Genomic DNA, 23080 nt, shown 5'->3' with positions numbered 1-23080 from the left:
CGGGCCTATTCCTTCACCGGCGCATCGACCGATTCGATCAGCGCGGGCTGGTCGGAACCGTCCTTCTTCCATGACACGGAAAGGTTGCGCGCCCCGCTGGGATCGACCGTCACTTCCCACCACAGGGTACCGTCAAGCGACTTGCCCGAGCGTCCCGCAGGATCGAGCGGCGGCAGGTCCTTTGCCTTCACCTCTTTCGCCTTGGCCGGCGAACCCGCCGGTCGCTTGCCGCGATCGGGGCAATCGGCGGTCTGGCCGGAGAGCATTTCCGGGGCGATCAGCGGCTCCTTCAGCTCGTCGCCGTGATCGAGCACCCACTTGTACTTGCCGTCCTTCTGGCGCTGCCAGATGGTGGTGAAATAGCCGGTGCCCTTGTCCGACTGCCAGGCGCCGTGGCTGACCATCAGCGATCCGTCGCAGCTCGACCAGACGATATGCGGCTGCCACTTCACCGGGCGGGCCGGGTTGGCGCGGCCTTTCAGCCACTGCTGCGCCCAGACCATCTGCGGCACGAACATCACCGCATCGGGCGCGGCGGTGGCGGCAAAGGCGGTCCACTGGCCCTTGTCCTGCGCCAGCTGGGCAAAGGCGATCTCGGCGGCGATCACCGCCGAGGGGTTGGCATAGGAATTGCGCGGCCCACGTTCGCGCGGGCGCTCCTGCGCGAAAGCCCCGGCGGACAGCGCCACCAGGCCCAGCGCAAGCAGCACCTTCTTCACAGCGAGGACTCGTCGAAATCCACGCCCGCGTTGCGGTGCGCGGCAACCAGCGTGTTGCGCAGCAGGACGGCGATGGTCATGGGGCCTACTCCTCCGGGGACCGGGGTGATGGCGCCGGCGACCTGAATGGCCGATGCATAATCAACATCGCCGACCAGCCTGCCCTTGGGCGAGGCCTCCAACGGCGGCAGGCGGTTGATGCCCACGTCGATCACGGTGGCGCCGGGCTTGATCCATTCACCCTTGACCATTTCCGCACGGCCCACGGCGGCAACCACGATATCGGCGCGACGGACAACCTCGGGCAGGTCCTTGGTGCGGCTGTGGGCCACGGTGACGGTGCAGCTTTCGGCCAGCAGCAGCTGCGCCATCGGCTTTCCGACGATGTTGGAGCGGCCGATCACCACGGCATCGAGGCCGGAAAGCGAACCCAGCTTGTCCTTCAGCAGCATCAGGCAGCCAAGCGGCGTGCAGGGAACAAAGCCCGGCAGGCCGACCGAGAGCCGCCCGGAATTGACCACGTGGAACCCGTCCACGTCCTTGTCCGGGCTGATCGTGGCGATCACGTTCTGCTCGTCGATATGGCCCGGAAGCGGCAGCTGGACGAGGATGCCGTCCACCGCCGGATCGGCATTCAGTTTTTCGATCAGGGCCAGCAGGTCATGCTCGCTGGTATCCTCGGAAAGCCGGTGTTCGAAGCTGGCCATGCCGCATTCGACCGTCTGCTTGCCCTTGCTGCGGACATAGACCTGGCTTGCCGGGTCTTCGCCCACCAGCACCACGGCGAGGCCCGCCTTGCGGCCCGCATGGACTTCGAACTGCGCCGCCGCCACCGCGATCCGCGCCCGCAGGCCCTCGGCGAAGGCCTTGCCGTCAATCACCGCGCCCGCCATCACAGGGTCGCCGCCGCAACGTTGCCCAGGATCGTCATAATGACCTGCATCAGCACGATCAGCAGCAGGGGCGAGAAATCGACGCCGCCGGTATCGGGCAGCACGCGCCGGAGCGGCTTGAGCAGCGGTTCGAGCAGGGCGTTGAGCGCCTGCCAGATCGACATGACAAACTGGTTGCGCGTGTTGACGACATTGAAGGCGAGCAGCAGCCCCAGCACCATCATGACGATGAGCAGGGTCTGGATCACGTAGAATACGATACCGACGATATCGTAGATCGTGTTGAACAGCACCGGGGGACCTTTCCCATTGGATTACCCGGCGCTGATAGCCGAGCCTAGGGACCAAGTCACGCGCGGCAATGGTTTCCCGACGCGGAAAATCAGGCGCGGATCAGCGTGCCTGCACCCTTTTCGGTGAACATTTCGAGCAGCATGGCGTGGCTGACCCGGCCATCGAGCACCACCGCCGCCTCGCACCCGGCCTCGACCGCGTGGACGCAGGTTTCCAGCTTGGGGATCATGCCGCCGGAGATCGTGCCGTCCTGCTGCAGGCGGGCAATGTCCGCCGGCTTGAGGTCGGTCAGCAGGTTGCCCGCCTTGTCGAGCACGCCGTGCACGTCGGTCAGCAGGAACAGCCGCGCCGCGCCCAGGGCACCGGCAATCGCGCCGGCCATGGTATCGGCATTGACATTGTAGGTTTCGCCATCGTCGCCCACCGCGATCGGGGCGATCACCGGAATCATGCCGGCGGCGCAGATGGCATCGATGATGCGGGTGTCGATCGTCGTCGGCTCGCCCACGAAGCCCAGGTCGACCACGCGTTCGATCTGGCTGTCAGGATCGCGCGCGGTGCGCTGCGCCTTGGTGGCGGTGACAAGGCCGCCGTCCTTGCCGGAAATGCCCACGGCCTTGCCGCCGGCCCCGGCGATCCAGCTGACGATCTGCTTGTTGATCGCGCCCGAGAGCACCATTTCGGCAATGTCGGCGGTTTCCTTGTCGGTCACGCGCAGGCCGTTGATGCGCTGGCTTTCGACGCCCAGCTTCTTGAGCATGGCATCGATCTGCGGACCGCCGCCGTGGACCACCACCGGGTTGATCCCCACCGCGCGCAGCAGCACCACGTCCTCGGCAAAGTCATGCGCCAGTTCGGGATCGCCCATGGCATGGCCGCCGTACTTCACCACGAAGGTGCGCCCTTCGTAGCGGCGCAGGTAAGGCAGCGCCTCGACGAGGGTTTCGGCCTTGGTCAGCATTGCGGGATCGTGGGGATTTGCCATGGCCCGGCCCTTTAACCGCTTTTCAGCTTGCGTCCACCCGCTTCGCCAGCCGCACCGCCGCCCAGATGATCAGCGGCACGACCACGGCGGAAAGCACCACCTTGGCCACCATCTGCCCGACCATCAGGTTCAGGATCGGCCGTTCGCCAAGGAACGAGACCGAGATGAAGATCAGCGTATCGACGATCTGCGAAAGGGCGGCGGCGATGAAACCGCGCACCCCGGCATTGCCCGCCGCGCCGCGCAGCTTGTCGAAGATCCAGATGTTGAGCGTGACCGACACGCCATAGGCCAGGATGCCCGCCGCCATCATCCGCCACGACTGGCCGAGGATGATCGGGAAGGCTTCCTTGGCCGGCGGATACATGTCCGGGTCCATCGGCAGCTTGAGCACGAACAGCGTCAGCAGGATCGCGCCGACCAGCGGGGCGAAGCCGAAGCGCACGAACCGGTCCGCCATGGCCTTGCCGTGCATCTGCGCCACGGCGCTGGAAATGCCGACGAGGATCAGGAAGGGAAAGATTCCCGCCTCCACCGCCAGCGGCCCGATTGCCACCTGCTTTGCCCCCAGCACGCCGGCGATGGTCACCATGCCGCCGTAGAACAGCGCAAGGAACAGGAGCGAGAGCGGCAGGGCGCGGGGGTTCGTGTCTGTCATGGCGGCAAGGTCTAGCGAGGATGCCGCGGCTGGGGAAGGGTGCGGCGCGGGGGCTATCCACCGCCGAGATCGGCGATTAGGCTGCGCGGCGAAAACCGAATGGGGAGCACCGGTTCCATGCACATCCTCTACAGCATCCTGGGCATTGCCCTGATCCTGCTTGTCGCCTTCCTGCTGTCATCCGATCGCAAGGCGATCCGCCTGCGCGTGGTCGGGGCGGCCTTTGCCCTGCAGGCCGGCTTTGCCGCACTGGTGCTTTACGTGCCCTGGGGCAAGGCGGCGCTGGAAGGCGCGGCGGCGGGCGTGGACATGCTGATCTCCTATGCGCGCGACGGGGTGAACTTCGTCTTCGGGCCGCTGGCCAAGCCCGAAATCGGCGGCGCCAGCTTTGCCATCGGGGCGCTGCCCGCAATCATCTTCTTCGCCGCGCTGATCTCCGTGCTCTACTACCTCGGCGTGATGCAGCTGATCATCAAGTGGATCGGCGGCGCGCTGGAGAAGGTCACTGGCATCACCAAGGTGGAAAGCCTTGGCGCGGCGGCCAACATCTTCGTCGGCCAGTCGGAAAGCCCGCTGGTGATCCGCCCCTACATCGCCGCGCTGACCCCCTCGCAGCTGTTCTGCATGATGAGCGTGGGCATGGCCGGCGTGGCCGGAACCATCCTGGCGCTTTACGCCAGCATGGGCATCAGCACGGTCTATCTTGTCGCCGCCGCCTTCATGTCGGCACCGGGCGGCATCCTCATGGCCAAGATCATCATGCCCGATCCGCGCGGCGAACAGCGGGTCGAGCCCGACGAGGTCGCCATCGGCAGCTTCGAGGAGGAAGAGCCTGCCAACATCATCATGGCCGCCGCCCAGGGCGCGCAGACCGGCGTGAAGCTGGCGGTTGCCGTGGGCGCCATGGTGCTGGCCTTCGTCGCGCTGGTGGCGCTGGCGAACGGAATGCTGAGCGGCGTGGGCAACTGGATCGGCCTTCCCGGGCTGACCTTCGACCGGCTGGTCGGCTATGTCTTCGCCCCGGTGTTCTACCTGATCGGCAACCCTGATTGGTCCGAAGCGCTGCGCGCCGGGGGCTTTTTCGGGTCCAAGGTGGTGCTGAACGAAGTGGTCGGCTTCCAGGGGCTGACCACCACTGGCGCGGGCCTGTCCGAACGGATGGTGGCGGTGGTCACTTTCGCGCTCTGCGGCTTTGCCAACTTCTCCTCGATCGCCATCCAGATGGCGGTTACCGGCGGCCTTGCGCCCAGCCAGCGGCCGATGATCGCCAAGCTGGGGATCAAGGCGCTGGCAGCGGGCAGCCTTTCCAACCTGATGAGCGCGGCGCTGGCGGGGCTGTTCATCGGCGCGTGACGCCGGGGCCTGTCCGCGCCTGATCCTCCATTCCGGAGGAAAACCCCGCATTTGCGCGTATGGAACTTTGGCCGCTCCGGGCGTTCTTGCCCGGGGCCATGGCCTTTGCAACGATCACCGCCGCCGCCCTTTTCGCGCTATGCCCGGAAGGCCCCCGCACCACCTGCGTCGTCGATGGCGATACCTTCTGGCTGGCGGGCGAGAAAATCCGCATGGCGGATATCAACGCCCCCGAAACGCACGGCGCGCAATGCCCGGATGAACGCCAGCGCGGCGAAGCGGCAACCCGGCGCCTGATCGTGCTGCTCAATGCCGGGCCGTTCGAGCTGGTCGAGGGCACCCGCAGCCACGACCGCTATGGCCGGCGGCTGGCAACGGTGACGCGGCGCGGCCAGTCGATCGGGCAGGTGCTGGTCAGCGAAGGGCTGGCCGAAACGTGGAAGGGGCGGCGCTCCGGCTGGTGCAGCTGAGCCCGCGAAGTCCCTCGGAAATTTAGGCCTCCCCCTCCGTCATATGCTGCGTGCGGGATCGGAGGGGGAGGCAGCGCGGGCAGTGGGCAGACCGCCCCGCGCGGGGAAGCCGGGTCTAGTCGTTCGCCTTGCGCGGCCGGCGCTTGCCGACGCAGGCCGGATCGCCCGCATCGCCAGCCATCAGCACCATGCCGGGCTGCGCCTGCTGCAACGCCTGCGCCTGCGCCGGGCAGGCATGAAGTTCCCGCGCCGCGACCAGGCCGGCCAGCGCAAGCGCCACGAAAGCGCCGGTCAGGGCCAGGCCGCGACGACGGGAACCTGAGGAAAGGAAGAGCGGGGACTGCATGGAAGGCAGATTCGCCCCGGGCGGTTAGGATGGAGTTCCCGAACGCGGTGAGGACCTGTGGTTGTGGCGTTAGGGATGTTTGTTGGCCAAGCGATCAGAAGCCCAGGCCAGCCGTGGCCGGGTGGTGGAACGAGCCTGCGCCGTGGAAGGCGCGGCGGGCGAAACGCCAGCCCTCGCCCGTGCGCACCAGATCGTCGACATAGACGCCGCCCACCATCACCACCTCGTCGCGCCCGGCGAACTTGCCATTCTCGCGGATCACCGAACGCGCCCGCGCCTTGTCGCCATCCAGCTCGATCACCGCCGGGGCATTGACCTGCACGAACCAGTCGAACAGCCGGTGAAAGCCCTGCATGCCCTTGAGGATCGCCTCGCGTCCGGTCAGCGTCAGGCCGGAAGCGGCAACGTGCCACTCGCCGTCATCGGCGAAGGTGGCGATGGCAAGGTCCCAGTCGGGCTGGCTGACGCCAAGGGTATAACGGTTGATGAGCTGCTGGATTTCGTAAGCGTCGGTCATGGCTGGCGTTCCTCTTTTGCCCGCCATCCTTGGCACTATCGCACGGCGGGGTCGAGACGGTGCTCGCGCGCCCGGTTGCGCAAGGGATGAATGCTGCTAGTCCTCGCAGCTTCGACACACGGAGGTGCCCGCCACTTGAGCCTGGACCTTGCCGCGATCCTTGCGCTGGCGCTGATCCTGCTGCTGTTCGGCGTGGCCGCGCTGGTCGAGCGCAAGGCCGAGGCGCTGCGCCACACGCCAAGGCTGCGCCACCTTGCCTATACCCTGGCGCTGGGCGTCTACTGTTCCAGCTGGACCTTCTACGGCGCGGTCGGCAGCGCGGTGCGCGATGGCTGGACCTACCTGCCGATCTACCTTGGCCCGATCCTGCTGCTGGTTGCCGCACCGCGTTTCCTGCGGCGGCTGGCGCACAGCGTGGCAGACGAACAGGCCGCCACGGTTTCCGATTTCATCGCCGCGCGCTTTGGCCATGACGTGGTGGTGGCGCGGCTGGTCACGGTGATCGCGCTGCTTGGCACGGTGCCCTACATCGCCCTGCAGTTCCTCTCGATCGGCAATGCCTTTGCCGTGGTCTCCGGCCAGCAGGTGGGTGGATCGGCCATGCTGGCGGCGGCCTGCCTGCTCACCGTCTTCTCCATGCTGTTCGCCGCCCGGCGCTTCGAGCTGGCCGGGCGCAGCGAGGGGCTGCTCTTCGCCATCGGCATGGAATCGCTGATCAAGATCGCGGCGCTGGTGCTGGTCGGCTTCCTCGCCGTCTGGCTCTTGCTCGCCGAGCCCTGGGCCGTGGTGCGGCAGGGCGCGGCGGTGCTGGGCGAGCGGTTCGCGCCGGGTCGGCTGTCGCTCGACGTCGCGGTGATCTTCCTGATCTCCACCATGGCGATCATCGTCCTGCCGCGCCAGTTCTACATGGGGCTGGCAGAGGCGCAGTCCCCCGACGACCTGCCGCGCGCACGGCTGGGGCTGGCGGCCTACCTGCTCGCCATGGCGCTGGTGGTGATCCCGATCGCACTGGCCGGCACCACGGAGATCGGCAGCCGCGAGTCGGCCGACGTCTACGTGCTGCTGCTGCCCGCCGAATCGGGGCACGGCGGCATCGTGGCCATTGCCCTGCTGGGCGGGATCAGCGCGGCGGCGGCGATGGTGATCGTCGATTCCTCTGCGCTCGCCACCATGGTCTCCAACGACCTTATCTTCCCCACAGTGCTGCGCGGCAAGCGGGCGCTGGAAGGCGGGGCGATCGGGCGGCGGATGCTGCTGGTGCGGCGCCTGTCGATCGCCGGGATCATCGCGCTGGCGCTGGCCTGGGCCATGCTGGTTTCGGCGCGGGAATCGCTCGCGTCGATCGGGCTGGTGGCCTTCGCCGCCATGGCCCAGTTCACCCCTCACCTGATCCTCGCCGTGCAGGGCGCGAACCGCGATCCGCTGGCGGCCCGGGCGAGCCTGGCGACGGGGCTGGTGGTCTGGCTCTACACCCTTGGCCTGCCGCCGATCCTGCCCACAAACCTGCTCGATGGGCTGGCGGCGGGGCCGTTCAATCCGCTGCGCCTGTTCGGCATCGGGCAGGCATCGCCGCTGGCCCATGGCGTGATCTGGAGCCTTGGCGCCAACCTTTTGGTCTATGCTCTTGTCGCCGCGCGCCACTCCCGGCCGCGCCCCCTGCCCAAGATCCTGCGCACCCGGCGCGTCACCGATCTTCAGGACCTGGTGCAGCTGACCGCCAGCTTCGTCGGGCAGGAGCGCGCCGACAGGGAATTTCCCGCCGAACGCGCCGGCAAGCCGGTCAACCGCCGCTGGGCCAATCGCGCGCAGCAGCTGATCGCCGGAGTGGTCGGCTCCTCGTCTGCCCGCGCGCTGGTAACCTCGGCGCTCGCTGGCGGGCAGATGAGCCTGCAGGACGTGACGCGGCTGCTGGACGAAGGCGGGCAATCGCTGCGCTTCTCGCGGCAGCTGCTGGCCGAAACGTTCGAGAACATCGATGCGGGGATCAGCGTGGTCGATGCCGAACTGAACCTCGTTGCCTGGAACAGCCGCTATGAGGAACTGTTCGACTATCCGCCCGGGCTGGTGCGCGTCGGCGTGCCGGTGGCAGACCTGATCCGGCACAACGCCCAGCGCGGCGATTTCGGGCCCGGCGATATCGAGTTCCACATCGAAAAGCGCCTGAACCACCTGCGCCGGCGGCTGGAACACGCCTTCGAGCGGCGGCGCAAGGACGGGCGGGTAATCAAGACCGTGGGCGGGCCGATGTCGGGCGGCGGCTATGTCATGTCGTTCACCGACATCACCGAAGAAGTGCGCATGCGCGACGAGCTGGAACACACGCTCGACGAGCTGGAGCAGCGCGTCAGCGAACGCACCCGCGAACTGTCCGAGGCAAACCGGCGGCTGGCCAAGGCCGACCGGGAAAAGACACGCTTCCTGGCCGCCGCCAGCCACGACCTGCTGCAACCGCTCCACGCCGCGCGCCTGTTCACCGCGGCGCTGGAGCGCGAGACCGAAGGACCGGGCCGCAAGCTGGTGGGCCATGTCGAAGGGGCCATCGGCGCGGCGGAAGACCTGCTGCGCGCGCTGCTCGACATATCCAAGCTCGATGCCGGCGGGGTCAGCCCCCGGCCAGAGCCGGTGGCGCTGCAGGCCTTCATCACCGCGCTGGCCGAAAGCTTCCGTCCGCTGGCCGCGGAAAAGGCGCTGGACCTGCGCGTCGGCCCGTGCCCCGGCGTGGTGGAAACCGATCCCGGGCTGCTGCGCTCGGTGCTGCAGAACCTGCTGACCAATGCCCTGCGCTATACGCCCAGCGGCGGCATCCTGATCGGCACCCGCCGCCGCGGCGAGGAATGGCGCATCGACGTGATCGACACCGGCGTCGGCATCGCGCCCGACCAGTTCGATGCGATCTTCGGCGAGTTCACCCGGCTGGGCGAGGTCGAGGTGGAAGGGCTCGGACTGGGGCTGGCGCTGGTCGAACGGATCAGCCGCGTGCTCGGCGGGCGGATCGACCTTGCCTCGGTCCCCGGCAAGGGCAGCCGCTTCAGCCTGATCCTGCCGGTGCATGACGGCGCGGGGCCGCTTGCCGGCGCCCCGCAGGCACGGGCGCGGCAGGCAAACGCGCGGCCCTTGACGGTACTGGTGATCGACAATGACGAGCGGATCGTCGCGGCGACGTCGGCCCTGCTTGACCGGCTGGGCCATCGTCCGCTGGGCGGGCACACCATCGCCGATGCCCTTGCCCGCTGCGCCGGGGCAGACCTGATGCTGGTCGATTACCAGCTGGACGATGGCGAGGACGGGCTGACGCTGATCGAGGCGGTGCGCAGGCGCCATCCCGGCAAGCCGGCGCTGCTGATTACGGCCGAAAGCGGGGCGCAGATGCTGGAGCGTGCGGCGGCGATGAAAGTGCCGGTGCTGGCCAAGCCGGTCGATCCCGCCATGCTCCAGCGGGTCATGGCGGAATTATCAGTGCCTGAGGTCGAGGCCTAGCGAACGCGCAACCAGGGCTGCCTGGGTGCGGTTGGAAACGTCCAGCTTGCGCATGATGGCGGTCATGTGCGCTTTCACCGTCGCCTCGCTGATGCCCAGCCCGTGGGCGATCTGCTTGTTGAGCTGGCCATCGAGCACCGCCAGCAGCACCTTGAACTGCATCGGCGTCAGCTCCGCCACTTCGCGGCGGATCGCATCGAGCGGGGTCTGCGGGCTTTCGGCGGCGGCGCGCACGGCCTTGCCGCCCAGCGCCTGGGCAATCGCCGCCTCGATCTGCGCAAGGTCGCTGTCCTTCCGCAGGAAGCCGATGGCCCCGAACGAGCGGACCTCATCCGCCGCGACGCTGGCCTCGGCGCTGGAAACGACAAGGATCGGCACCGAGGGGCATTCGGCATGAAGCATGGCGATGCCCGAATAGCCGACCGCGCCGGGCATCTTCAGGTCGAGCAGGATCAGGCGCAGGTCCTGCGCCCCGGCAACAGCCTGGGCCGCGGCGGCAAGCGTTCCTGCCTCGACAATGCGGGCATCGGGCAGCACCCGCGTTACCGCCAGCGAAAGCGCCTGGCGGAACAGCGGATGGTCGTCGGCAATCAGTACGGTTTCGCTCACGCCTTCTCCAGCTGCGGCCTGTTGGCCAGAAGATGATCGACAACCGACGGATCGGCAAGGGTGGAGGTATCCCCCAGGTTCGATACGTCGTTCTCGCCGATCTTGCGCAGGATGCGGCGCATGATCTTGCCCGAACGGGTCTTGGGCAGGCCGGGCGCGAACTGGATCACGTCCGGCGTGGCGATCGGCCCGATCTCGTGGCGCACCCACTGGACCAGCTCCTTGCGCAGCGCCTCGTCCGGTTCGACATCGGCATTGGTCGTGACGAAGGCATAGATGCCCTGCCCCTTGATGTCGTGCGGCATGCCCACCACGGCGGCTTCTGCCACCTTGGCATGGGCCACCAGCGCGCTTTCGATCTCTGCCGTACCCATGCGGTGGCCCGATACGTTGATCACGTCATCGATGCGGCCGGTGATCCAGTAATAGCCATCCTCGTCGCGGCGGCAGCCATCGCCGGTGAAGTACTGGCCCTTGAAGGTGCTGAAATAGGTCTGGAAGAAGCGATCGTGATCGCCCCAGACGGTCCGCATCTGGCCGGGCCAGGAATCGGTGATGACCAGGCAGCCATCGCCCGGCCCCTCGATCGGTACGCCCTCGTTATCGACCAGCATCGGCTGGACGCCGAAGAACGGGCGGGTGGCCGAACCCGGCTTCAGCGCCGTCGCGCCGGGCAGCGGGGTGATCATGGTGCCGCCGGTTTCGGTCTGCCACCAGGTATCGACGATGGGGCAGCGCCCTTCGCCCACCACCTTGTGATACCACTCCCAGGCTTCGGGATTGATCGGCTCGCCCACCGAGCCGAGCAGGCGCAGGCTCTTGCGGCTGGTGGCCTTCACCCATTCGTCGCCCTCGCGCATCAGGGCGCGCAGGGCGGTGGGGGCGCCGTAGAAGATCTCGACGCCGAACTTGTCCACCACCTGCCAGAAGCGGCTGGCATCGGGGAAGTTGGGCACGCCTTCGAACATCACCGTCGTCGCGCCGTTCATCAGCGGACCGTAGACGACATAGGAATGGCCCGTGACCCAGCCGATATCGGCGGCGCACCAGTAGATCTGGCCGGGACGGTAATCGAACACGTATTCATGCGTGATCGACGCCCAGACGGCATAGCCGCCGGTGGTGTGCAGCACGCCCTTGGGCTTGCCGGTGGAACCCGAGGTATAGAGGATGAACAGCGGATCTTCCGCGCCCATTTCCTCTGGCGGGCAAAACGTGGATTGGGCGGTCACTTCCCCCGCCCAATCCACGTCGCGACCCGGCACCATGGCCACATCGGCCCCGGTGCGACGGAAAACGATGACCGTATCGACCGCCGGGCAATGGCCCAGCGCTTCATCGACATTGGCCTTCAGCGGCACCTTCTTGCCCCCGCGCAGGCCTTCATCGGCGGTGAGGACGACCCGGCTGTCGCAGTCCTCGATACGCCCGGCGAGCGCTTCGGGGCTGAAGCCGGCAAAGACGATCGAATGGATCGCGCCGATCCGCGCGCAGGCCAGCATGGCAACGGCCGCTTCCGGGATCATCGGCAGGTAGATCGTTACCCGGTCCCCCTTCTTCACCCCGCGCGCCTTGAGCAGGTTGGCAAAGCGGCACACGTCTTCATGCAGCTGGCGATAGGTGATGCGGCGTTCGGGCTCGGCCGGATCGTCGGCCTCCCACAGGATGGCGATGGCATCGCCGCGTTCGGCCAGGTGGCGGTCAAGCGCATTGACGCAGAGGTTCAGCGTGCCATCGGCGAACCATTCGATGCCGAAGTCGGCCTCGGCAAAGCTGGTCCTCTTCACCTCGGTAAAGGGCCGGATCCAGTCGATCCGCTGGGCCTGCTCGCGCCAGAAGTCCTCCGGCTGTTCGACCGAGCGACGATACATCGCATGATAGCGCGCCTCGTCGATCAGCGCGGTTTCGGCCCAGGTGCCGGGTACGGGATAGAGCGCTTCCGCCATGGTCAGACTCTCCTCTCTGCCGTTGGTTTTGCCGGACACCTTTAGAGCCCCCGCGCCCCGCGTGGACCTAGACCAAGGTCGTAGATGGCAGACCATGGTCGGGGTGGTTGCCCTGCACGGCAGGGGGCAGGCTGGCGGGAACCCCAGGTCCAGACGGTGGGCCACAACCACCCGGCCGGGGCTGTTGAGGAGAGGGATGCAATGAACAAGGGGATCAAGGCCCTGGCCTGTTGCCTGCTGGCGGGATCGGCACTTGCCGCACCGCACGCCGCACTGGCCCGGTCAACCAATTCAGTCGAGGCGCGGCTTGACCGGCTTGAGGCGGAGCTCAGCGCGCTGCGCGCCGACCTGGCCAAATCGCGCGCCGAAACCGACGCCGCCGTGCAGCGCGCCAATGCCGCAGAGGCCCGCGCCAGCCTGTCCGAAAGCCAAAGCGCCGGCGCCATCCAGCGCGTCGCGGCGCTGGAAAGCAAGCCCGCGCCTGCCCCGGCCGCGCCGCCGCCACCGGCGGACGGTTTCCGTTCGGGCAACACGACGATCAAGCTGGGCGGCTATATCAAGCTGATCGGATCGAGCACCCATTACAGCGACGGCGAAGTGGCGACCAATTCAACCGGCCGCGATTTCTACCTGCCGCAGACCATCCCCACGGGGGGCCAGCCTTCGGCGCACGATACCGATTTCACCGCCAAGCAATCGCGCTTCTGGCTCAATCTCGACAGCACTGTCGCGGGCCACGCGCTCAAGGGCTATCTCGAGTTCGACTTCCAGACATCGCCCGGCACGCAGGGTTCGCAGCGCACGACCAACGGCTATAACCCGGCGCTGCGCCGCGCGTTCATGCAGGTCGATCGCTGGACCTTCGGGCAGGACTGGTCGACCTTCCAGTACACCGGCGCCCTGCCCGAAAGCACCGACTATGTCGGCGGCGCGGAAGGCACCGTCTTCGTCCGCCAGCCGCTGATCCGCTACAGCGCGCCGATGGGCGGCGGCACGACCCTGCACCTTGCGGTCGAAAACCCCGAATCGGGCACGGCGAGCTTCGGCGCACCGGCGCTCAACGAAAACGGCGATGACCGGCTGCCCGACTTCGTCGCCCGGCTGGCCTATGCCGGCAAGATGGGCGAACTCTCGCTCGGCGCGCTGGCGCGGCAGGTGCGGGTGGAGAACAGCGGCGTTGCGGCCAGCGCGGGCGGCTTCGGCGTCTCGCTGGGCGGCAAGCTGTTCCTCAACGACGAGAAGACCGGCGATGCCCGCTTCATGGTCACCTACGGGCGCAACATCGGCCGCTATGTCGGCCTGAACTTCGCGCCCGACGCGGTGTTCGTGCCCGGCACCAACAAGCTGGAATCGGCCAGCGTGCTCGCCATGATCGGCGCGGTCCGCCTGCCGCTGATGCCGGGCGTGCGCGTCAACCTGATGGGCAGCTACCAGACGGTCGACTATGCCGATGCGCTGACCGCCGCCAGCCTCGCCACGTTCAACAAGCACGCGTGGAGCGCGGCCGCCAACCTGTTCTACACCCCGGTGAAGAACGTCGACCTGGGGCTTGAGTACCGCCACGGCGAGCGCAAGCTGGTCGGCGGGGCCGAAGGCTCGACGGATCGCATCGACGTGGTCGCCAAGTACAGCTTCTAAGGATAACAAACGGAGAGGGACGATGGAATTCCATGAAACAGCGGCGGATGTCGCCGCCTTGCCCAAGCATCACACCGCCACCCAGGACGAGAAGCTGGTCATTGCCGCCAGCTCGCTGGGCACCGTGTTCGAATGGTACGATTTCTACCTGTACGGCCTGCTCGCCACGATCATTTCCGCCCAGTTCTTCTCGGGCGTGAACGAGACGACCGGCTTCATCTTCGCGCTGGCCGCCTTCGCCGCCGGCTTCGCCGTGCGCCCCTTCGGCGCGCTGGTGTTCGGACGGATCGGCGACATGGTCGGCCGCAAGAACACCTTCCTCGTCACCATGGGCCTGATGGGCCTTTCCACCTTCGTGGTCGGCATGCTGCCGTCCTACGCCTCGATCGGCGTGGCCGCGCCGATCATGCTGCTGGCCATGCGCCTGCTGCAGGGCCTGGCGCTGGGCGGTGAATACGGCGGCGCGGCAACCTACGTTGCCGAGCACGCACCCAACAACAAGCGCGGGCTTTACACCAGCTTCATCCAGACCACGGCCACCCTTGGCCTGTTCGCGGCGCTGCTGGTGGTCATCGGCACCCGCACGCTGGTGGGCGAAGAAGCGTTCAAGGACTGGGGCTGGCGCGTGCCGTTCCTGGTTTCGATCGTGCTGCTCGCCGTTTCCATGTGGATCCGCATGCAGCTGAACGAAAGCCCCGTATTCCAGAAGATGAAGGAGGAAGGCACCACTTCGAAGGCGCCGCTGACCGAAGCCTTCGGCCAGTGGAAGAACGCCAAGTGGGTGCTGATCGCCCTGCTCGGCGCCGTCGCCGGCCAGGCAGTCATCTGGTACACCGGCCAGTTCTATGCGCTCTTCTTCCTTGAGAAGACGCTGATGGTCGATGGTGCCACCACCAACATCCTTACCGCCATCGCGCTGGCCATCGGCACGCCGTTCTTCGTGTTCTTCGGCTGGCTGTCGGATCGCATCGGCCGCAAGGGCATCATCATGGCCGGCTGCCTGCTGGCGGTTCTGACCTACTTCCCGACCTTCAAGGCGCTGACCTCTGCGGTGAACCCGCAGCTGGCCGCCGCCCAGGTCAATGCACCGGTCACGGTCATCACCAACGATGCCGAATGCTCGCTGCAGTTCGACCCCGTCGGCAAGAACAAGTTCGACAGCAAGAGCTGCGACATTGCCAAGGCGCTGCTCGCCAAGTCGGCGGTCAGCTACACCTCGCAGGAAGCTCCGGCAGGAACGGTCGCCCAGATCAAGATCGGCGACAAGACCTTCACCGCGCCCGATCCGGCGCAGGTGAGCGGCGATGAACGCAAGGCCGCGATCAAGACCTTCACCGAAGAGGTCAAGGCCGCCCTTGCCGCCGCCGGCTACCCGGCCAAGGCCAACCCGGACCAGATCAACAAGCCGCTCACCGTGGCCCTGCTGTTCTACCTCGTCCTGCTGGTGACCATGGTCTACGGCCCGATCGCCGCCCTGCTGGTGGAACTGTTCCCCACCCGGATCCGCTACACCTCGATGTCGCTGCCCTATCACATCGGCAACGGCTGGTTCGGCGGCTTCCTGCCGACCACGGCCTTCGCCATGGTCGCGGCTACCGGCGATATCTACTATGGCCTGTGGTATCCGATCGTGGTTGCCGGCCTGACCCTGGTTGTCGGCCTGCTGTTCCTGCCTGAAACCTTCAAGCGGAACATCGACGACTGATTGCCATCTCCCCAGGAAGTCGCCGCGTCTTGATCCCGATCATGGCGCGGCGCTTCCAGGGGTCCATAGGCGCAGACCCCACCAAACGGAGTAACCCATGACTACCCAGCTCAGCACCCGGTCCGGCATCGCGCTCGACGTGCGCATCGCCAGCGAAGCCGACGAAGCCGCACTCGCGGCCTTTTTCGATTCGGTGAGCGATGAAGACCGGCGCTTCCGGTTCCTCGCCGCGGCAGAGCATGTCAGCCACGAACAGCTCGATCCGCTGATCCATGCCGATCACTACCAGTCGGAAAGCTTCCTCGCCTTCGACAGCGCCAACGGCGCGCTCGTCGGTTCGGCGCTGCTGGCCTGCGACAAGGCGCTGGACACCGGCGAGATCGCGGTTTCGATCCGCAGCGACTACAAGGGCAAGGGCGTGGGCTGGGCACTGCTCGATTTCCTGGGCAGCGAGGCCCGGCGGCGCGGCGTACGCCGGGTGATCGCCATCGAAAGCCGCGACAACCACGCCGCCATCGAACTGGAACGCGAAAAGGGCTTCACCCCTGAACCCTTCGAGGGCGAACCGACCCTCGTGATCCTCTCCAAGACTTTCCGGTAAGCGGGGAGGGCGGCAGATGAGCGAAGCCTACGAAAGCGCCTGGCGCGAAAGCATCGAGGATCGCGAAGGGTTCTGGAGCCGCGCGGCACAGGCGATCGACTGGATTGCCCGGCCGCAATCGGCCTGGGACGATGCCCGCGGCTGGTTTGCCGGCGGCACGCTCAACACCGCCTTCAACTGCATCGACCGCCACGTCGCGGCGGGTCGGGGCGAACAGCCGGCGCTGGTCTATGACAGCCCGGTCACCGGCACGATCCGCCGCTACAGCTATGCCGAGCTTCAGGACGAGGTCGGCCGCGTCGCCGCCATGCTCGCCCGCCTCGGCGTGGCAAAGGGCGATCGGGTGATCATCTACATGCCGATGATCCCGCAGACCGTCTTCGCCATGCTCGCCTGCGCGCGGCTGGGGGCGATCCATTCGGTGGTGTTCGGCGGCTTTGCCCCGCTGGAACTGGCCAAGCGCATCGACGATGCCACCCCGCGCGTTCTGCTTACCGCCAGCTGCGGGATCGAGGGCGCACGCACCATCGCCTACAAGCCGATGGTGGACGAGGCGCTGACCCTTTGCGCGCACCAGCCCGAAAGCGTGGTGGTGTTCCAGCGCGAACAGGTGCAGGCCGAACTTGGCACCGCGCTCGACTGGGAAGAGCTCGCCGCCTCCTGCGCGGCCGATCCCGCGCCCGCCTGTGCGGAAATGGCATCGGACGATCCGCTCTACATCCTTTACACCTCGGGCACGACCGGCACCCCCAAGGGCGTGGTGCGCGAAAACGGCGGCCATGCCGTGGCGCTCGCCTGGTCGATGGCCAACATCTACGGCATCGGTGCGGGCGACACCTTCTGGGCGGCAAGCGACGTGGGCTGGGTCGTGGGCCACAGCTACATCGTCTATGCCCCGCTGCTGGTCGGCGCGACGACCGTGCTGTTCGAAGGCAAGCCCGTCGGCACGCCTGATCCGGGCACCTTCTGGCGCACCATCGCGCGCCACGGCGTCAAAAGCTTCTTCACCGCCCCCACCGCGATCCGCGCCGTGCGCAAGGAAGATCCCGACGCCACCTTCCTTGCCGAGATCGGCACCGGCCAGTGCCAGGCCATCTTCCTGGCGGGCGAGCGCGCCGATCCCGACACCATCGGCTGGCTGGAAGACAAGAGCGGCCTGCCGGTGATCGACCACTGGTGGCAGACCGAGCTGGGCTGGCCGGCGATCGCCAGCTGCTTCGCGCTGGGTGACCTGCGCCGCAAGCGCGGCAGCGCCGGCTTCCCCGTTCCCGGCTTCGAATTCGCCGTGCTGGGCGAGGATGGCCAGCCGGTGCCGACCGGCGAGAGCGGCGCCGTGGCCATCCGCGCCCCGCTCGCCCCGGGAGCGTTCCGCACGCTGTGGAACAACAAGGCCGGCTTCGAGAAGAACTTCGCCGGCTTCCCCGGCTGGTACGAAACCGGCGATGCCGGCCACTTCGATGCCGATGGTTTCCTGTCGATCATGGGCCGCACCGATGACATCATCAACGTCGCCGGCCACCGTCTGTCCACCGGGCAGATGGAGCAGATCGTCTCGCAGCAGGATGGCGTCGTGGAATGCGCGGTGATCGGCGCGGACGATGCGATCAAGGGCATGGTGCCCATCGCCTTTTTCGTCGCGCGCGCCGGGGCGGAGGACGATGCGACGCTTCCCGCCAAGGTGATCGCCGCGGTGCGTGCCGAACTGGGTGCGGTGGCCGCGCTCAAGACCGCGCACATGGTGGCACAACTGCCCAAGACCCGATCGGGCAAGATCCTGCGCAACCTGCTGCGCAAGATCGCCAACGGCCAGCCGTTCGAAACGCCGCCGACGATCGACGACCCCTCGATTCCCGAGGCGATCCAGCGCAAGCTGCAGGAAGCGGCCCAGGGCTGAACGTGCCGGGGGCGGCGGGCGACCTAGTCTGCCTGCCGCCCCTCGCGCAGCCGCTGGTAGAGCGCGCGCGTTTCCAGCAGGTTGGATATCCTGAGCGCCACTTCGATGACATCGAAGGGCTTGGAAATGAAATCCTTGGCCCCCAGCGCCAGCGCCCGGCGGCGGGTGGTGATGGTGGTATCGGCGGTCAGCACCAGCACCGGGCGGAACTCGTCCGGCCGGTCGTGCCGCTTGAACGCCTCGAGCAGCTGGAAGCCATCGACCTCGGGCATCATCAGGTCAAGCAGGACAAGGTCCGGTTCAAGCCGGACGAAGGCCGCCACCGCCTCGGTCGGATCGGTGATCGAGTGGATATCGCCTTAGCCCTCGCGCTCGAGCACGCTGGCCAGCAGCAGGACATTGGCCGCCTCGTCATCGATGATGAGGATGCGGCGGGACCGGATTTCGGCGCTGTCGACAAGGTTGGTGGGCATGGGTCAGACCTTGATGGCCGCTTTGGCGGCAGAAGCGCGGGCGCGGCTGCGCGGGCGCGAAGGCAGGGTGAACCAGAACCGCGCGCCATGGCCGGGCGCCTCGTAGCCGATCTGGCCGCCCATCGATTCCACCAGCCGCTTGGACAGGGCAAGGCCAAGCCCGGTGCCGTCCACCCGGCCCCGGTTCTGCTGGCCCAGCCGGTCGAAGGGGGTGAACAGGCGCGGCACGTCGGCCGGGGCGACACCTTCGCCATCGTCCTCCACCGCGATGCGGATGTCGCGGCTGCGCAGCGCGCAGGACAAGCGTACCTGGCTGCCGGTACGGTTGTACTTTGCCGCGTTGGACACGAGGTTGAGCATCACCTGCACCACCCGCCGCCGGTCTGCCCAGGCGACGAGCGGCTGCGCCGGCGGCTCCAGCACGAAGTGCAGCCCGGCGGTGTCCAGAATCGGCCCGGCCAGCGCATGGACCTCTTCCAGCAATTCGCCAAGATCGAGCGGTTCGATCGACAGCTCCGCCCCGCCCGCCTCGATGCTCGAAATGTCGAGCAGGTCGTTGATCAGCGAAAGCAGGTGGCGGCCCGCCTTCATGATCTGGCTCAGCGCCTCGCGATGGCGCGGCTCCAGCCGGTCCTCGTCGAGTTCGAGCAACTGGCCGAAGCCCAGGATCGCGCTCATCGGCGTGCGCAGTTCGTGGCTGGTGCGGGAAAGGAACTCGCTCTTGGCAAGGTTGGCGGCAATCGCCTCCTCGCGCGCCACCCGCAGCGCTTCCTCCGAGCGGCGTCGGTCGGTCATGTCGCGGGTGACCTTGGCGAAACCGCGCAGCTCGCCCAGTTCATCGTGCAGGGCGGTGATGACGACATTGGCCCAGAAGCGGCTGCCATCCTTGCGCAGGCGCCAGCCCTCGTCCTCTGCCGTGCCGCCCTGCCGCGCGCGGGCGAGCATTTCACCGGGCAGGTAATCGCGCGTTTCCTCGGGATAGAACCTGCTGAAGTGGTGGCCGAGGATTTCGTCCGCCTCCCACCCCTTGATGCGTTGCGCGCCCAGGTTCCAGCTGGTGACGACGCCATCGGGATCGAGCGCGAAGATGCCGTAATCGCGCACCTCCTCGATCACCAGGCGGAAGCGTTCCTCGCTTTCGCGCAGCGCCTGTTCGCGGCCGCGCAGCAGGGCACTGGCCCGCGCCAGCCTTTGCGCCAGCCGGCCGATCTCGTCGGCATCGTCATCGGGCAGGTTGGTCAGCTCCTCGCCGCGGGCGAGGCGGCCGGCATTGCCCTCAAGCATCTTCACCCGCCGGACGATGCCGGTGGAGAACAGGTAGACCGCCGCCAGACTGCCCAGCAGGCCGACCAGCGCACTGACCGCCGTAAGCGTAAGGTAACGCGCGCGCACTTCCTCCACGCGGGCGCGGCGCTCGTCCAGCAGCACCGATTCCCGGCGCTGGATCAGCTCGATCTCCAGCCGCATGGCATCGAGCACGACCTTGTTGGAAACCAGCGCCTGCTCGATCGGCGAAGGCTCACCCTGCCGCGCAGCGGGATCGTCGGCCAGTTCGACGATGCGGCGCAGGCCCTCGCGCTTGCGCCCGGCCAGTTCGTTGATCCGGTCAAAGCGCTGGCGCACCTCCTTGTCGCGGATCGCCTGGTCGAGCCGGGCCATCGTTTCGGGCAGGTAGCTTTCCGCCTTGCGATAGGGTTCGAGGAAGCGATCTTGGCCGGTCAGCGCATAGCCGCGCACCCCGGCGGCGGCTTCGGCCAGCAGGGCGTGGGCCTGATAGGTATCGCGCTGGATCGCCACGGCGCGGCGCACGTCATCCTCGGCGCGCACTTCGGCATTGCTGGCGATGTAGAGCGAAACCAGCGCACCGAGCAGGATGGCCAGCGGCAGGGCGACCACCACCAGCCCCTTTAGCGCCAGCGGGCGATCGGCCCAGAAGCGGGTCAGCGTGCGCAGGGCCATGGCGCGCCTCACTCCGTCACGCCGGCGGCTGCGCGGGCGGCAAGCACCGCGGCCTCGGTCCGGTCAGAAACGCCCAGCTTGGCGATGATCCGCTCGACATGGGCCTTCACCGTCGCCGGGCTGACGGCGAGCACGCGGGCAATCTCCTTGTTGGTGCGCCCGCGCGCCACTTCGCCGAGCACCTCGCGTTCGCGCGGGGTCAGCAGGGCGACGGGATCGGCCCGCGACGCGCGCTGCGGCGGCGGCTCGCGCATGGCGGCGTTGATCAGGCCCAGCGGGATCACGCTCTGCCCCGCCATGACCTGGCTGACCGCGCCGCGCAGTTCACCGATGCTGGCGTCCTTCAGTACATAGCCGCCAGCACCGGCGGCCAGCGCCTCGCGCACATAGGCGGGCATTTCGTGCAGCGAGAGCATCAGCACCCGCGTCGGCAGGCCCAGCGCAGCGATGCGGCGGGTGGCTTCCAGCCCGTCGATTCCGGGGCCCAGGCGCACGTCCATCAGCACCACGTCGGGCACCAGTTCGGCGGCAAGACGCACGGCTTCCTCGCCGCTGGCAGCTTCGCCCACCACCTCGAAGCCATCGTCGCAAAGCACCGCCTTGAGCCCGACGCGGGCCAGCTGGTGGTCATCGACAATAAGCACGCGAACGGTCATTCGGGCCTCGGGAAGCTGGCGGTGACGGTGACGCCGGCGGGCCCGGCCTGCCAGTCAAGCGCGCCGCCGATGGAGGCCATGCGTTCGCGCATCACGTCGATGCCGAACCGCTCGCGCGGTCCCGAAGGCACGCCGGAGCCGCCCGCCGCAGCGCCGCGACCGCCGTCGGCCACGCGCAGGAAGGGCAAGGGGCCGTCCTTGCGGGCGGAAAGCTCGATTGTGACTGCGCAGGGGCCCCCGGCATGCTTGCGGATATTGGTGACGGCTTCCTGCGCGACGCGGAATAGGGCGGTTTCCACGTGCGAGGGCCATGCGGCCACATCGCTGTCGATCCGCACCGTGACGCGGTATCCCTCGGCCTCGATGCCCTCGCCCAGCGAATGGAGCCCGGCAGCAAGGCCCAGGTCATCAAGGATCGTGGGGCGCAGGCCGCGGATCACCGCGCGCAGTTCGCCAACCAGCTCGCGGGCGATGGCAGCCAGCCTGCCGCGGTCCGCCGCTTCCAGATCACGCCCGCCCGTGCTGGCGCCTTCAAGCATCCGCGCCAGCGCCGTCGCGGTCTGGGCAACGCCATCGTGCAGTTCGTGGCTGACGCGGCGGCGTTCTTCTTCCTGCGCGGTGAACAGGCGGCCGACGACGAATTCCAGGCGCTGTTCGCGGTCGATCCGGTCGATCGTCGCGCCCATCATCTCCAGGTGCAGGCGGCAGGCCTCGCGGTCTTCGGGATCGGCGATGTCGTCGAGCGCGGAGAAGCCCTCGATCTGGACAGCGCCGATCTTGCGATTGCCGCTGCCGGGCGCCGGGATCGGCAGGCCGGGTGCCGCAGGATCGTGGCTGACCGTGCCCTTGCGCGATCCCAGGAAATAGGCGAGCCGCTCGGCACAGCCATCGAGGATCGGTCCGGCAGTGCCCGGTTCGGCGAGGGCCAGCTGGCGGCCGCTGGTGGACATCAGCCGCATCCGCGCCGCCCGCGCCTCTGCCGCGCGATAGAGCTCGCGCAGCTCTGCCACGGTTTCGACCTGAAGGGCCAGGGCAGGCGCGCCTTGTTCCATGCCCGCCCTGATACCCCGCCCGCCGCCTTGTGCATAGGCCATCCAGCCTAGGCCGCGCAGCCAGCCATCCGGCCAATTCTTGCCCGAGTTCCAATTGCCTATCTGCTTCACGACGATTGGCGGAGGCGGTGCAATGCCCCCTTCTCCAGGCGATCAGCCAGGACCCCAAGTTTCAAGGAGCGAACACCATGAAGACCTTCAAGACGCGCCTTCTGGCCCTTGCCGTGGCGCCCGCAGCGGCCCTTGCCACCCCGGCGATGGCCCACAACCACGCCGGTGCCGCCGCCCCCACCGCAACCTATGCGCCGATCACCGTGGCCGAGGTCGAAGCCGCGCAGCAGGCCTGGGGCCAGGCGCTGGTCGCCATTGCCACCGAATATGACACCAAGGGCCATGCCGCCGCCAAGAAGGTGGCCGAACAGGTGCTCGACAGCGCCTATGGCTATGGCATGGGTCCGGTGTTGTTCAAGCCGACGCTGACGGTAACGCCGCAGACCTTCCGCACCTCGCGCGATGGGGCGCTGGCCTACTTCGTGGGTGGCGACAAGACCTATCCCAATGACAGCGGCTTCGCGCTGAAGGGCTGGCGCACGTTCAAGATCGACAACGCCGGCGTGGTCGTCACCGGCAATTCCGCGATCTCGATGGGCAACGTCACCATCTGGGACGCCAAGGGCAACATGACCAAGGTGGACAAGACCTGGGGCTATGTCCGCGGCGGGGACGGCAAGCTGCGCATCGTCCTGCACCATTCGTCGCTGCCCTACTCGCCGAAGTAAGGCAGACCGGGCGGCTGCCGGGTCCTGAGCGGCAGCCGCCCGCCCCATTTCCTCCC

At 67.6% G+C, this 23080-nt stretch carries 21 protein-coding genes; 8 read left to right on the top strand and 13 right to left on the bottom strand.

The window, feature by feature from the left end; all coding sequences use genetic code 11:
• Positions 1-5: 5 nt before the first annotated feature.
• The 5 genes from C0V78_RS11935 to C0V78_RS11915 all read right to left on the bottom strand — a co-directional run bounded on the left by C0V78_RS11935 (position 6) and on the right by C0V78_RS11915 (position 3549).
• On the bottom strand, positions 6-719 hold the full coding sequence (locus tag C0V78_RS11935) for a hypothetical protein (protein ID WP_173843392.1): 714 nt from the start codon (positions 717-719) through the stop codon (positions 6-8).
• Positions 716-1612 carry a bifunctional methylenetetrahydrofolate dehydrogenase/methenyltetrahydrofolate cyclohydrolase FolD gene (gene folD, locus C0V78_RS11930; protein ID WP_173843390.1) on the bottom strand — a complete coding sequence of 299 codons (897 nt, stop codon included), beginning with the start codon at positions 1610-1612 and terminating at the stop codon, positions 716-718. Before folD ends, C0V78_RS11935 begins: the two co-directional genes overlap by 4 nt.
• A complete protein-coding gene (locus C0V78_RS11925) occupies positions 1612-1905 on the bottom strand; it encodes a YggT family protein (protein ID WP_101797912.1) in 294 nt (97 codons plus the stop codon). Before C0V78_RS11925 ends, folD begins: the two co-directional genes overlap by 1 nt.
• An 89-nt stretch (positions 1906-1994) precedes the next feature.
• A complete protein-coding gene (gene argB, locus C0V78_RS11920) occupies positions 1995-2891 on the bottom strand; it encodes an acetylglutamate kinase (RefSeq protein WP_101797911.1) in 897 nt (298 codons plus the stop codon).
• Positions 2892-2913: 22 nt separating this feature from the next.
• Positions 2914-3549 (bottom strand): queuosine precursor transporter, encoded by a 636-nt coding sequence (locus C0V78_RS11915; protein ID WP_101797910.1) that lies wholly within the window; start codon positions 3547-3549, stop codon positions 2914-2916.
• A gap of 117 nt (positions 3550-3666) precedes the next feature.
• On the opposite strand from C0V78_RS11915, the gene C0V78_RS11910 reads away from it, so the two are divergent.
• Positions 3667-4902, top strand: a complete 1236-nt coding sequence (locus tag C0V78_RS11910; protein WP_101797909.1) for a NupC/NupG family nucleoside CNT transporter — start codon at positions 3667-3669, stop codon at positions 4900-4902.
• Positions 4903-5000: 98 nt separating this feature from the next.
• Positions 5001-5372, top strand: coding sequence for a thermonuclease family protein (locus tag C0V78_RS11905; protein ID WP_254049906.1), 372 nt, complete (start codon positions 5001-5003; stop codon positions 5370-5372).
• A gap of 115 nt (positions 5373-5487) precedes the next feature.
• Here the strand turns inward: C0V78_RS11905 and C0V78_RS11900 are convergent, their stop codons facing one another.
• Together C0V78_RS11900 and C0V78_RS11895 are read right to left on the bottom strand one after the other, a co-directional pair.
• Entirely contained in the window at positions 5488-5718 is a 231-nt protein-coding gene (locus C0V78_RS11900) for a hypothetical protein (protein WP_101797907.1), read from the bottom strand.
• 94 nt (positions 5719-5812) lie between these two features.
• Complete coding sequence (locus C0V78_RS11895) at positions 5813-6235, bottom strand: nuclear transport factor 2 family protein (RefSeq protein ID WP_158241549.1); 423 nt, start codon at positions 6233-6235, stop codon at positions 5813-5815.
• A gap of 135 nt (positions 6236-6370) precedes the next feature.
• Here C0V78_RS11895 and C0V78_RS11890 point away from each other — a divergent pair, with 135 nt between their 5' ends.
• Entirely contained in the window at positions 6371-9712 is a 3342-nt protein-coding gene (locus C0V78_RS11890; protein WP_101797905.1) for a PAS-domain containing protein, read from the top strand.
• On the opposite strand, the gene C0V78_RS11885 is transcribed toward C0V78_RS11890, so the two are convergent.
• The gene (locus tag C0V78_RS11885; RefSeq protein ID WP_101797904.1) at positions 9689-10321 is read right to left on the bottom strand and encodes a response regulator transcription factor; all 633 of its coding nucleotides are present in this window, start codon (positions 10319-10321) and stop codon (positions 9689-9691) included. The genes C0V78_RS11890 and C0V78_RS11885 overlap by 24 nt on opposite strands.
• Positions 10318-12267 (bottom strand): acetate--CoA ligase, encoded by a 1950-nt coding sequence (acs, locus tag C0V78_RS11880; protein ID WP_101798349.1) that lies wholly within the window; start codon positions 12265-12267, stop codon positions 10318-10320. Before acs ends, C0V78_RS11885 begins: the two co-directional genes overlap by 4 nt.
• A gap of 201 nt (positions 12268-12468) precedes the next feature.
• Between acs and C0V78_RS11875 the strand changes: the two genes are divergently transcribed.
• From C0V78_RS11875 to C0V78_RS11860, 4 genes are all read left to right on the top strand, one after another.
• On the top strand, positions 12469-13905 hold the full coding sequence (locus C0V78_RS11875) for a DcaP family trimeric outer membrane transporter (RefSeq protein ID WP_144039889.1): 1437 nt from the start codon (positions 12469-12471) through the stop codon (positions 13903-13905).
• Positions 13906-13927: 22 nt separating this feature from the next.
• Positions 13928-15610 (top strand): MFS transporter, encoded by a 1683-nt coding sequence (locus tag C0V78_RS11870; RefSeq protein ID WP_101797903.1) that lies wholly within the window; start codon positions 13928-13930, stop codon positions 15608-15610.
• Positions 15611-15707: 97 nt separating this feature from the next.
• Positions 15708-16211, top strand: coding sequence for a GNAT family N-acetyltransferase (locus tag C0V78_RS11865; RefSeq protein ID WP_101797902.1), 504 nt, complete (start codon positions 15708-15710; stop codon positions 16209-16211).
• Between the two features lie 16 nt (positions 16212-16227).
• Positions 16228-18105 (top strand): AMP-binding protein, encoded by a 1878-nt coding sequence (locus tag C0V78_RS11860; RefSeq protein ID WP_101797901.1) that lies wholly within the window; start codon positions 16228-16230, stop codon positions 18103-18105.
• Between the two features lie 23 nt (positions 18106-18128).
• Here the strand turns inward: C0V78_RS11860 and C0V78_RS11855 are convergent, their stop codons facing one another.
• From C0V78_RS11855 to C0V78_RS11840, 4 genes are all read right to left on the bottom strand, one after another.
• Positions 18129-18449: a response regulator gene (locus C0V78_RS11855; protein ID WP_256385685.1), complete on the bottom strand. Its 321-nt coding sequence runs from the start codon at positions 18447-18449 to the stop codon at positions 18129-18131.
• Positions 18450-18581: 132 nt separating this feature from the next.
• On the bottom strand, positions 18582-20537 hold the full coding sequence (locus tag C0V78_RS11850) for an ATP-binding protein (protein WP_101798347.1): 1956 nt from the start codon (positions 20535-20537) through the stop codon (positions 18582-18584).
• A gap of 8 nt (positions 20538-20545) precedes the next feature.
• Positions 20546-21193 carry a response regulator transcription factor gene (locus C0V78_RS11845; RefSeq protein WP_101797900.1) on the bottom strand — a complete coding sequence of 216 codons (648 nt, stop codon included), beginning with the start codon at positions 21191-21193 and terminating at the stop codon, positions 20546-20548.
• On the bottom strand, positions 21190-22356 hold the full coding sequence (locus C0V78_RS11840) for a sensor histidine kinase (RefSeq protein ID WP_216822179.1): 1167 nt from the start codon (positions 22354-22356) through the stop codon (positions 21190-21192). The genes C0V78_RS11845 and C0V78_RS11840 overlap by 4 nt, the downstream gene beginning before the upstream one ends.
• 77 nt (positions 22357-22433) lie before the next feature.
• On the opposite strand from C0V78_RS11840, the gene C0V78_RS11835 reads away from it, so the two are divergent.
• The gene (locus C0V78_RS11835) at positions 22434-23024 is read left to right on the top strand and encodes a phosphoribosyl-AMP cyclohydrolase (RefSeq protein WP_101797899.1); all 591 of its coding nucleotides are present in this window, start codon (positions 22434-22436) and stop codon (positions 23022-23024) included.
• Positions 23025-23080: the final 56 nt, after the last annotated feature.

The organism is Novosphingobium sp. TH158 (assembly GCF_002855555.1).
Classification (GTDB): Bacteria; Pseudomonadota; Alphaproteobacteria; order Sphingomonadales; family Sphingomonadaceae; genus Novosphingobium.
Note: the sequence above shows the minus strand (reverse complement) of the source record. Positions and strands in the feature narration are given on the sequence as shown.

Coding starts and splice junctions, on each gene's coding strand:
- C0V78_RS11860 (WP_101797901.1), top strand. CDS start 16,228: ATGAGCGAAGCCTACGAAAGCGCCTGGCGCGAAAGCATCGAGGATCGC.
- C0V78_RS11835 (WP_101797899.1), top strand. CDS start 22,434: ATGAAGACCTTCAAGACGCGCCTTCTGGCCCTTGCCGTGGCGCCCGCA.
- C0V78_RS11900 (WP_101797907.1), bottom strand. CDS start 5,718: ATGCAGTCCCCGCTCTTCCTTTCCTCAGGTTCCCGTCGTCGCGGCCTG.
- C0V78_RS11845 (WP_101797900.1), bottom strand. CDS start 21,193: ATGACCGTTCGCGTGCTTATTGTCGATGACCACCAGCTGGCCCGCGTC.
- C0V78_RS11870 (WP_101797903.1), top strand. CDS start 13,928: ATGGAATTCCATGAAACAGCGGCGGATGTCGCCGCCTTGCCCAAGCAT.
- C0V78_RS11910 (WP_101797909.1), top strand. CDS start 3,667: ATGCACATCCTCTACAGCATCCTGGGCATTGCCCTGATCCTGCTTGTC.
- C0V78_RS11875 (WP_144039889.1), top strand. CDS start 12,469: ATGAACAAGGGGATCAAGGCCCTGGCCTGTTGCCTGCTGGCGGGATCG.
- argB (WP_101797911.1), bottom strand. CDS start 2,891: ATGGCAAATCCCCACGATCCCGCAATGCTGACCAAGGCCGAAACCCTC.
- C0V78_RS11850 (WP_101798347.1), bottom strand. CDS start 20,537: ATGGCCCTGCGCACGCTGACCCGCTTCTGGGCCGATCGCCCGCTGGCG.
- C0V78_RS11865 (WP_101797902.1), top strand. CDS start 15,708: ATGACTACCCAGCTCAGCACCCGGTCCGGCATCGCGCTCGACGTGCGC.
- folD (WP_173843390.1), bottom strand. CDS start 1,612: ATGGCGGGCGCGGTGATTGACGGCAAGGCCTTCGCCGAGGGCCTGCGG.
- acs (WP_101798349.1), bottom strand. CDS start 12,267: ATGGCGGAAGCGCTCTATCCCGTACCCGGCACCTGGGCCGAAACCGCG.
- C0V78_RS11915 (WP_101797910.1), bottom strand. CDS start 3,549: ATGACAGACACGAACCCCCGCGCCCTGCCGCTCTCGCTCCTGTTCCTT.
- C0V78_RS11905 (WP_254049906.1), top strand. CDS start 5,001: ATGGCCTTTGCAACGATCACCGCCGCCGCCCTTTTCGCGCTATGCCCG.
- C0V78_RS11895 (WP_158241549.1), bottom strand. CDS start 6,235: ATGACCGACGCTTACGAAATCCAGCAGCTCATCAACCGTTATACCCTT.